Raw genomic sequence first — 10,267 nt, forward strand, 5'->3', positions numbered from 1 at the left:
GAAGGCCTGAACTCACGCATCCAAGCGATCCGCGTCTCAGCCCGGGGGTACCGCAATCGCGAGCACTTCAAGACCGCGATCTACTTCCACCTCGGCGGGTTGCAGCTTTACCCTCAAACCCACGGACTTCCCGGATGAGCCGTTTGTAGCAACGCGGGGCCGAAATCGCTCTGAACGATCATGGACGACGGGTGGACGTCCCTGGATCGAAAAGGCCTTCTGACCTGCGGAAACGCCGGATTGACATGATCCTGTACGGACGATGATGGACACGCTGCGAGAACCCGGCATGTTACAGGTTCGAGTCCTGTCGCGGGAGCCCGTGCTGCGGCACCCCGTGGGGGAGCCCACGGCTGCCGACGGCGATGCCGACGGCGATCGTCGCTTGCACCGCGAGGACGAACAGTGCCGGTTCTCCGCTGATGGAGATCGGGGCGGAATGCCAGGCGGTGTCGGCGCAGGCGCACGCGATCCTCGCGAAGCTCCATCCGTTCCCGGCGATCGTCACGAACGGCCGCTATGACCTGTTGGCCTACAACCGCGCCTACCAGGTGCTGACCGGGGACCTGGATGCGCTGCCGTTCGACCAGCGCAACTTGCTGTGGCTGATCTTCACCAGCAGCCGGCTGCGCTCGTGCCTGGTCGATCGGGTCGAGACGCGGGCGCGGATGGTCGCGCAGTATCGTGCGGCGATGGCCGAGCACGTCGGCGAGCCGGCCTGGAAGTGCATGGTGAAACGACTCCAGGAGGCGTCGCCGGAGTTCGCTGCCCTGTGGGGTCGACACGATGTGGCGGCCCCCGAGAACCTCACCAAGCGGTTCCTGCATCCGGAACTCGGGCTGCTGCAGTTCAACTTCACCAACCTGTGGCTGGCACCGCGAACCGGGGTGCGGATCGTGTCGTACACGCCGGTCGACGAGGCGACCCATTCGGCATTGGCGCGATTCGACGAGGTCCCGTTGGGGACCCTGACCTGACCCGGGTACCCGGACCAGGTCAGGCGGCAGCTCAGGGCTGACGGCCGAGAAAACCGGCCAGGCGGTCTGCGGCGGCCGCTGATTCCGCGACCTCGACGGGAGCTCCGAACGGCGCTTTGCCGTCGTCGCCCCGCATCGTGTCGGGGAACGACCGCTGCGCCGAGGCGAGGAGCTGCCCGGCCAACTCCGGATCGAGGTCGGTGGATTGCCCGGTCGCCTTTGCCAGATCCCAACCGTGCACGAAGGCGTCCGTCGCGGCGATGTTGACGAACACCGATCCCGGTAACTGGCCGAACGGCACGCTCATCAGGGCGTCCATCGCACCCTCGGCTCGAAACGCGGTGACGGCTCGTTGGGCACCCTGCTGGTAGCTCGCGCGGTAGTCGCCAACCGTGAAGTCGGTTGGCTGGCTACCGCGACCCGGCGAGGTCCCGGTCTCGGCCGTAACCGCGAAGAAGGTGGTGCCTCCGACCACGTGGTTGATCAGGTCGCGTACTCGCCAGGACGCGCATGGCGTCGGGTCATCGAATTGTTCAGCGTTCACCTTCGCCAGTACGGCGGCGGTGGAGGCGAACGCCCTTTCCAGACGGTCTGCGCTCACGTGCCTGCCCTTCTCGCACCCTCCCGGGATCTTCCCACCCCACCGTCCGATCCACGATGCCTGCCCCGCGGATAGGGTCCGTTCCGTGCGGCGTATCCCGGCTTGGGCAGTGGCGTCGGCGGGGGCAGCACCGGTGTTGCTCATCGGGGGCTGGACGTTGGCCGCGTCGAGGCAGCCGTCGAGCTACTCCGCGATCAGAGACACGATCAGCGCGCTGGCGGCCCGTGGCGCGACCGACCGATTGGTGATGACCGCCGCGCTCGCTGGACTAGGTGTCTGCCACGTAACCACTGCCGCCGGCCTGCGACCCGCGGGTAGGGTGGGCCGGGCCATCCTCGGCGCCGGTGGTGTCGCGACCGTGCTCGTCGCGGCCTTCCCGCAACCCGCCCACGGCGACTCGATCGCACATACCGTCGCCGCCACCGCCTCGTTCGCTGCGCTCGGCCTCTGGCCGGCCTGGGCCTGGCTCGAGGAATCTCCGGCCGGCTTGCTCAGCCGCCGTGCCTCCTACGCTGCCGCCACGGTTCTGCTTGGCTTGGTGGGATGGTTCGCGGCCGAGCTCGGCGGCGCCGAGCGGGGGCTTGCCGAGCGTGCAGCGGCCGGTGCCCAGGCGCTCTGGCCGCTGGCGGTCGTCATCTCCTGCCGTTGGCCCGGCCGGGGCTCCTTGGCGCGCGGTTAGCGCTGCTGGTCCAGCCGCGAGAGGAACTCGGCATCGTCGCGTGGCGCGATGAACAGGCCCTCCGCTTCCGACAGGAGGACCGATCCGTCGCGGCACTCGCCGCGCACGTAGCGCTTGCGACCCTCCACCCGCTCGACCCAGGCCTTGAGGTCGAGCCGGCGGTGCAGCGGTGTGACCCTGCGGTAGTCGACGTGCAGGTACGCGGTGAATCCGGGACTGAACTGGGCGAAGCCGAGAAGCTCGTCGAACACCGCCGCGACGTAACCACCGTGGCAATGACCGGGTGGCCCCTCGTAGGCAGCGCCGAACGTAACCTCGCCGAAGATTGGGCGTTCGCCGGTTTGTTGATCTGGAAAGTGGAACCTGACCGGCGGCGCCAGCGGATTCCGCGGGCCGCTCAGCGGGCTGTACGCCTGGAATTCCCGAGGAAGCAGTCCCGCCTCGCTGACCTCCCAGGTCCGTCCACGCTCCGGTAACTGGTCGAGCCGGTCGGCGAAGGCCCCCGCCACCTCGGCCGCTCGCCTCAACTCGTCACCCTGCGGACGGACCACGGCCAGCCGCCCGATGATTCGGCGCAGCTGATCTGCGAGCTCCTGCGATGCGCGCTCCTCATCCATCCGTCCTTCTTACCCGACCGGATCCGGCCGGGTGGCCCGGGAGCCCGCGATCACCCGACCCGGTCCCGCCGCATCCATACTCTGACCTAGTGAACCGGGTGTCGGTGGTCGGCAACAGCGGGGCCGGAAAGACCACGTTCGCCGCGGCCCTGGCCGAGCGCCTCGGCGCGCCGCACCTCGAACTCGACGCGCTCTTCCACCAGCCTGACTGGCGGGAGCTGCCGTCCGAGGATTTCCGCGCGAGGGTGGCCGCTTTCGTTGCCGCCGAACGATGGGTCGTCGATGGGAACTACTCCGTAGTCCGCGATCTGGTCTGGGGCCGCGCCGACACGGTCGTCTGGCTGGATCCGCCCCGCTGGCTGGTCATGCGCAGGATCATCCGACGCACGTTGCGCCGTGTCGTTTTGGGGACCGAGCTCTGGAACGGCAACCGCGAGCGATGGACCAATCTGCTGCGCCTCGACCCGGACAAGTCGATCATTGCCTGGTCGTGGTCACAGCACCACGCCTATCGGCGGCGTTTTGCCGCAGCTGTCGAGGATCCGGCCAATGCCGGGATCACGTTCCTTCGGGTGCGCGGTGTGCGGGGAATTGCCGGGTTGCTGAACGAGGTCGGCTTGACCTGAGGCCGCCCGGGTTTGCCCAAACCATGGACGGTGGCTAACACCGCCCTTACATGGCGCTGGTTGCTTTGCGCTGTGTCCGACGCGAACCGCAGCGCGCTCGCGCATCTGTACCGCAGGGCGGGTTTCGGCGCCCGGCCCGAGGAGCTGGCCCTGGCCGAGCGGCGAGGGTATGCCGGCACGGTGGCGTGGCTCCTCGATCGTGTTCCGACCGACCCCGGCGTCGCGGCGACGCCGGCACCCTCGTTGGCTCTCCCGGAACCGCCCGGCTCCCGGGCCGGTTCTGCGGCCCGCAAGCGGTTCCAGCTAGCCTTCGCGCGCCAGCAGCGGCAGCTCACCATGTGGTGGCTGGACCGGATGGCGTCGGTGGACAATCCGCTCACCGAGAAGCTGACCTGGTTCTGGCACACCCATTTCGCGACGTCGGTCCAGAAGGTTCGCTCGCCCGCGCTGATGCTGCGTCAAAACGAGATCTTCCGGTCGATGGGCTCCGGCGGGTTCGACGCGCTCACCCTGACCGTCGCGCGGGATCCGGCGATGCTGATCTGGCTCGACGCGGCACAAGACCGCAAAGCCCATCCCAACGAGAACTTCTCGCGTGAGCTGATGGAGTTGTTCACGTTGGGGTACGGCTCCTATTCGGAGCTGGACGTCCGCGAAGCCGCCCGCTGTTTCACCGGATGGCACTACAACCGGCGTACGGACCAGTTCGCCGAACTCCCCGCGCAGCACGACGACGGGGTCAAGTCGGTGCTGGGGTTCACTGGCCATTTCGACGGCGCGGACTTGATCGCGCGTCTGACGCACACCAACGCGTCGAAAGCCTGGGTCATCTCACGGCTGTGGAGCCGGTTCGCGATGCCGATCCCGCACTACGACCAGATGACCTCCGCACTGCTGCCCGCCTACGGGTCCGCGCTCGACATCGGCTCGCTGCTGAAGGCCATCCTGCTGCATCCGAACTTCCTGTCCCCGACGGTGCGGTCCGGACTGGTAAAGCAGCCGTTGGAGTACGTGGTCGGCACCCTACGGGCGCTGCGCTTACCGGCCGACTCGCCCGCACTGATCCCGGTACTCACCGCCCTCGGGGAGCTGCCATTCGTGCCGCCGAACGTCGGCGGCTGGCCCGAAAACGAGTCCTGGCTCAGCACCGGCTCGAGCTACGAACGGTTGCGTTTTGCCGCGACCGCCGCGGCCCGAGCCGACCTTTCGGCCGTCGCCGACGAACCGGTGGCCGGCCGGGTGGACGCAGCCGCCCAAGTCCTGTCCGTCGACGGATGGAGCCGGACCTCGGCGGCGGCCCTGCGTCGGGTCGCCGACGACCCGCAGCGGTTGATGACGCTGGCGCTGATCGCACCCGAGTACGTCCTCAACTAGGGAACTCGTGATGGTCAAGCGGGCGAGGATGTCGCGACGACAGTTCCTCACGGCATCCGGGGTGGTGGGTGCTGCCGCGCTCGCCGCCGGCGCCACCGAAGTGCCCTGGTCGTCATTGTTCGCGGCCGCCTCGCGGGCGCCACTTGCGGCCGGGTCCGGCATCCTCGTTCTGGTCACCCTGTACGGGGGGAACGACGGTCTGAGCACGGTCGTCCCGTACGCCGATCCCGCTTACCACTCGGCGCGCCCTGACCTCGCGTACAGCGAAGCTGAGGTCCTGCACCTCGACGATCAACTCGGTCTCAACCCGTCGATGACGTCGTTGGCGAACCTGTGGCGTGCCGGGAGGCTCGCTGTGGTCCGTGGCGTCTCCTATCCGTCCCCGGATCTGAGCCATTTTCGGTCCATGGCTATTTGGCAGACCGCCTCGCCCGGCACGCCCGAACCCACGGGTTGGCTCGGTCGCTGGCTGGACGCCACCGGAACGGACCCGCTGCGCGCGGTGGGGGTGGGACCGACGCTGCCACCGCTGCTCGCCGGCGCGAAGGTTGCCGGCGCGACGGTGAATCCGGGGCCGATCATCCTGCCGGGTGGCGCACTCGGGTCCGCGCTGCGCGCGGTCGAGCAGCCCTACCCCGGGGAGACCGAATTGCTCGGCCGAGCCGCGCAGACCGGAGCGGACCTGTTTACCGTGGCCGACCGGCTGGGGCCGGTGCTCGCCGCGCTGGACGGTGGGGGCCGGACCGGTGCGACGGTCACCGGCCCGATCCGCGAGAACGCGTCCGGCGAGCTCGCACGGTCGCTCGCCGCGGTCCGCGCCTGCATCGCTGCCTCCGTCCCCACCCGGGTCTACGCCGTGAGCATGGGCAACTTCGACACCCACGCGGACGAGAAAGGCACCCAATCCCAGCTCATCGGGGAGTTCGATTCAGCCATGGGGCAATTCCTCGACGGGCTGGAGAACGTCCCGCACGGCAAAGACGTGGTCGTCGTCGCGTACACCGAATTCGGTCGCCGGGTCGCGGCCAATGCGAGCCAGGGCACCGACCACGGAACGGCCAACGACGTGTTTGTCGCTGGGCCGTCCATCCGGGGCGGGTTCTACGGTGGCCAGCCAAGCCTTACCGACCTAGACCTGGGCAACCTCAAATGGTCGGTCGACTTTCGCTCGATCTACGCCACAGTTCTCGAACGGGTTCTCGGGGTGGACGCGTCCGTCTCGCTGGGCACGCAACCGTTGCCTAGGCTGTCCTTCATTTGAGCGGTAAGTCCGGTCGGACCCAACCGGCATCGGACGGCGGCACCCTGGCGATCCCGCATCCGCAGACGCATGCGTGGCAGAAGCCGGCGCGGTCGAACGCCAGGACGCGCGCCGGCCCTTCCGCGGGCACATCGACATCCGTGCGGGCGATCGCTGCGAAATGCGTCCTCCGCATTTTGCCGGTTCGGTCATCCCCGACGCCGGCCGAGATCGGCCTCCCGGACCAGCGCCGACTCGGTCCCTGATGCCGCCGAGTGTCCGTGGGAGATGCGTGCGGACTAGTTCGGTTTGGCTAGCTGGCAGGTCCGGGCGGGGGTACCCGCGGCGCGCGCGATTGGGCCGGCCGGACGGTTCCCTAGGCCGTCGGGTCGGTCAGGATGGAGTGAACCGCAGGGGGTGAGCCGTGCATCTGACACTTGGGCTGTCCGAGGTGGAGGACGCCGAACTCCGACGACTCGTATGCCTCGCGCAGATGGGTCGACTCAGCGTGCCTGCCCAAAGACGGGTGAGCGAGCTCCGGGTTCGGGATCGACGCGACCTGGTCCGAGACCCGGCGCCGGAGGAGACTGGAATCCGGTTGATTCCGCAGCCGCGGTCACGTTCGGAGGGCTGATCGTCGGATTGCCGGTCGCCCGGGCCCCTGGCGACGACCGGCTCGGGGGATACTGCTCGTATGGGCATGCTGATCCGCCGGTTCCTCCGGATCATGCGGCAACGACGCACGATGCGCCGCCGCTGAGGCTCGTTTGGTCGCCGGCCCACCTGCGGGACCGGCTGGTTCGGCAGCGAGGATCTCAGCTGCCGGCGCCCCCGCGGCCGGTTCGACCTAGATCGTCGAGGATGCGCTGGGCAGCGTTGTGGCCGGCCGCTCCGATCACCGAGCCTGCGGGATGGCACCCGGCGCCGCCGGCGTAGAGACCGTCGATCCCGGTGACGTAGGGCATTCGGTCGGCGAAGGCCACCCCGTTGTCGACGTGATGGATATGGCCGTGGGTTATGCCGAAATGGCGCTCGATGTCCGGTGGGGCGAGCGGGAATGTGTCGACTACGAGCTCTGATGTTCCGGGCGCGAACCGGTCGCAGATTCCGAGCAGATGCTCGACGTAGCCGTCGATCTCGTTCACCCAGCTCGAACCGGCCGGCTGGTAGGGAACCGATTGCACGAAAAGGGCTGCGGAATGGTGGCCACCCGGGTCCTGGAGGGACGGGTCAACCGTCGTATGGACGTACCACTCGATGGTTGGGAATTCCGGGAGCTTGCCTTGCGACACGTCGGTCCAGACCCGGCGCACGGCCGCCAGCGGACGCTCCTCGGGAAGCAGATGAATCGTGGCGCCGAGTGGGCTGCGGTCGCCGGGTCTTTGACAGCTGAATCTCGGCAATCCGGAGAGGGCCAGGTTCACCTTGAGTGTCGAACCGGGGCGGGCAAATTCCATCACCCGGCTGCGTAGTGGCGCTGGCAGCCGGACGAGTGAGTCGAGACGGAACGGGTCCACGCAGGCGAGGACGGCATCGGCGTGGACGCTGCGCCCGTCGGCGAGCGTGACACCGTCCGCTGAGCCGGCGGTTACGTCGATCCGGGCCACCGTCAAACCGGTACGGATGACGGCGCCGGCTCGGGCGGCAACATCTGCGAAGGTCTGCGTGACGGTTCCCATCCCGCCCCGGACGATCATCCAGGTGCCGTCGGCGTCGGGGAGCCGGCACATGTTGTGCACCAGAAAGTTGTGACCCGAGCCCGGTGTATCGATTCCCCCGGCGAGGCCGGAGAGACCGTCGGTCACGGCGTACATCGCGATGAGCAACTCGTCGCGGAATCCGAAGCGTTCGAGGTAGTCGAGCACCGAGCCGCAGCAAAGTTCGACGAAGATCCCGCGGAGATCTGGCCGGATGTAGCGCTCCGCGGTCTCTTCGGTCGTGAGGGGCTCGGCGAGCCATGCAGGCGCGAGATCGTGTCGCAGGGCGGCGAGTTCCGCGTTCAGCGCTTCATCCGCGACCCAGTCGGCCGCCGAGAAGAACTCCACGAACTGTGCCTTCACAGCGCCGCGATCACGTCCGAAGAGCAGCCTGCGTCCGGACAGCGTCGGCAGGAAGTAGTGCGGATCGCGACGGAGCAGAGGTAGCCGGACGTCCAGGAGCTGAAGCAGCTCAGGTGGCATCAGGCCGAGCAGATAAGCGCCGGTGGATTGGCGCAGCTGGGGGAGGGAGCGGAAGGGCGCCTCGGTGCGGGCTGCCCCTCCGACGGTGTCGGCCGCCTCGACGATCAGCACATCCAAACCGGCGCGGGCGAGGATGGCCGCGGCTACGAGCCCGTTGTGCCCGGCGCCGATCACGATCACTTCGGCACGGGCGGGCAGATCCACGGCGTCACGCTACCGGCGCCGGGCCGACCCGATGCGCCTGCGGGAACCATGGGTGTAGTTCGATTGGCCACACAGTTCAGACGGAACCGCGTCGCCCGGGGCGGTAGCTCAGCTGGTTAGAGCAGGGGACTCATAATCACGTCAATGGTGCAGGTCAGCGGGCGGGAATCGTTGCGATGCCTCACCTTTACCCGCCACGGGCCGCCACCGTCCGCCCTGGTCTGACAGCCTCGTGACCCACACCTGACCCACGTCCCGTGCACATGGCAACGCCCCTGCGGCGGGTGCCGGGGACACCACCGCAGGGGCGCGACCAGGGGAAGTACCGGGGCGCTGCCCGGTCGGGTCGTAAGAGAACGACCCCGGGCCGCCACCCGCCGTCACACCCTCAAGGAGTGTCGGCAGAAGCAGACGCTCCGCCCCCAGCCAGATGAACGGCTGGCAGTCGAACACGTTCACCGTGTCGGGTGTCTCCCGCCAGACGAGCGCCCCGATCTCCTCACCCGCCTCAAACGTCCCCGCCTGGGGGAGCGCGTTGAGGATTCCCGCCCAGTCGGCGGTCAAGATGACCGTGACCTCCGGATGCTCGACGACCACGATCGGCGCCCGCGATCATGCCCCATCCGCAGGGGAAACACACCACACAACACCGGAAACACCCCCGAAAACAGCGACAGCCCCCCACCCGGGCGCCATGATGGGCGCAACAGGTGGGGCAACGGAAAGGGTTGGGTCGTGATGGACGAGGCGATCGTCGCAGCCGCGTTTACCGAGTGGGAGCGTCGCTTCCGGGAGGAACCCGACCGCTTCTACAGCGAGGCCACGAAGCTACTCAAGGAAACCCCGGAATCCTACGGCGCCGCGTGCGCCCCGTACTTCCTGGCGATCCTGTGACGAGCATGACCTGGCCGAGGAGCTATGGGTCGACGTGGACACCGTTCGGGCCCGCCTCGATTCACTCACCGACACTGAACGCGCTGAGATCGACCGGCGCATCTGGGAAGCAGAGAGGTACATCGCATGAGCGTGGAAAGACGCGAGCGCAAGACGTTCAAGGAGATCCGGGCCGAGCAGGCGGCCGCGCGAGCCACGCGGGCTGAACACAAGGCAGCCAATGCGGCGGCGCAGGCCAGCGAGAAGGCCGCCCAAGTAGACGCAGCGAATGCGGCCTTGATCGCAGCCCGGGTGGACGGGCAATGGTGGGCGGGGGTTCCGACGGGCACGATCGGAGTGAACGTCCGCTACCTCAATGTCCGAACCCCGACCAAGTCGATGGGCATGGGAACGCTCAAGATCACTGACGAGGGACTGCAGTGGCGGGCCAATCTCGGCCCTAAGGTCGTCATGCCCTGGGCGAAGATCGAGGCTGTCGACGTCGAGGGTGAGACGACGCGACGTGTGACGGCCGCGCGTGCGATGACGTTAGGCGTGTTCGCCCTCGCCGCGAGGAAAAGCGGCCGGGACACCCACCTGACCGTGGCTACGGCCGACGCCGAGTATGGCTTCCTGTTCGAGAAGACCGCGCCCGAGGTGGTGCGCACCAAGTTGCGACCGCTTCCGAGTGCACTTGCGCAGGGGCAGGCGACGCCGGTAGATGGCGCGGCGGATGTCCCGGAACAGATCGTGGTAGAGCGTGTCTAATCGTCTGTGTGTGAGTTCGGTGCCCGACTCTGGGGCTGCCGGCAGTTGCCGGGGTCTCGGGGAGGAGCGCACGTGATGAGCACAACGACCAGCATGGACGTCGTGAACGACCAGGGCGAGGGTGACGC

At 68.1% G+C, this 10,267-nt stretch carries 10 protein-coding genes; 7 read left to right on the forward strand and 3 right to left on the reverse strand.

Translation table 11 applies throughout. The features are described from left to right. Positions 1-422: 422 nt before the first annotated feature. On the forward strand, positions 423-977 hold the full coding sequence (locus VNG13_02780) for a hypothetical protein (GenBank protein ID HVA59445.1): 555 nt from the start codon (positions 423-425) through the stop codon (positions 975-977). A 31-nt stretch (positions 978-1,008) separates the two neighbouring features. Here VNG13_02780 and VNG13_02785 read toward each other — a convergent pair whose 3' ends face one another. Continuing rightward, positions 1,009-1,578 (reverse strand): TIGR03086 family metal-binding protein, encoded by a 570-nt coding sequence (locus VNG13_02785; GenBank protein ID HVA59446.1) that lies wholly within the window; start codon positions 1,576-1,578, stop codon positions 1,009-1,011. Between the two features lie 85 nt (positions 1,579-1,663). Between VNG13_02785 and VNG13_02790 the strand changes: the two genes are divergently transcribed. Then, positions 1,664-2,257: a DUF998 domain-containing protein gene (locus VNG13_02790; GenBank protein HVA59447.1), complete on the forward strand. Its 594-nt coding sequence runs from the start codon at positions 1,664-1,666 to the stop codon at positions 2,255-2,257. Here the strand turns inward: VNG13_02790 and VNG13_02795 are convergent. After that, entirely contained in the window at positions 2,254-2,874 is a 621-nt protein-coding gene (locus tag VNG13_02795; protein ID HVA59448.1) for a PaaI family thioesterase, read from the reverse strand. The two genes, VNG13_02790 and VNG13_02795, sit on opposite strands and share 4 nt — an antisense overlap. Positions 2,875-2,963: 89 nt before the next feature. Between VNG13_02795 and VNG13_02800 the strand changes: the two genes are divergently transcribed. The 3 genes from VNG13_02800 (at position 2,964) to VNG13_02810 (ending at position 6,135) form a co-directional block, all read left to right on the forward strand. Then, the gene (locus tag VNG13_02800; GenBank protein ID HVA59449.1) at positions 2,964-3,500 is read left to right on the forward strand and encodes a hypothetical protein; all 537 of its coding nucleotides are present in this window, start codon (positions 2,964-2,966) and stop codon (positions 3,498-3,500) included. Between the two features lie 72 nt (positions 3,501-3,572). Continuing rightward, the gene (locus VNG13_02805) at positions 3,573-4,874 is read left to right on the forward strand and encodes a DUF1800 domain-containing protein (GenBank protein HVA59450.1); all 1,302 of its coding nucleotides are present in this window, start codon (positions 3,573-3,575) and stop codon (positions 4,872-4,874) included. A gap of 28 nt (positions 4,875-4,902) precedes the next feature. Then, on the forward strand, positions 4,903-6,135 hold the full coding sequence (locus VNG13_02810; protein HVA59451.1) for a DUF1501 domain-containing protein: 1,233 nt from the start codon (positions 4,903-4,905) through the stop codon (positions 6,133-6,135). Positions 6,136-6,929: 794 nt separating this feature from the next. On the opposite strand, the gene VNG13_02815 is transcribed toward VNG13_02810, so the two are convergent. Beyond that, entirely contained in the window at positions 6,930-8,498 is a 1,569-nt protein-coding gene (locus VNG13_02815) for an NAD(P)/FAD-dependent oxidoreductase (protein ID HVA59452.1), read from the reverse strand. Between the two features lie 738 nt (positions 8,499-9,236). Here VNG13_02815 and VNG13_02820 point away from each other — a divergent pair. Then, positions 9,237-9,392: a hypothetical protein gene (locus tag VNG13_02820; protein ID HVA59453.1), complete on the forward strand. Its 156-nt coding sequence runs from the start codon at positions 9,237-9,239 to the stop codon at positions 9,390-9,392. Between the two features lie 126 nt (positions 9,393-9,518). Then, positions 9,519-10,139, forward strand: coding sequence for a hypothetical protein (locus VNG13_02825; protein HVA59454.1), 621 nt, complete (start codon positions 9,519-9,521; stop codon positions 10,137-10,139). The last annotated feature ends 128 nt before the right edge of the window (positions 10,140-10,267 follow it).

This window comes from Mycobacteriales bacterium, from assembly GCA_035533475.1.
Classification (GTDB): Bacteria; Actinomycetota; Actinomycetes; order DATLTS01; family DATLTS01; genus DATLTS01.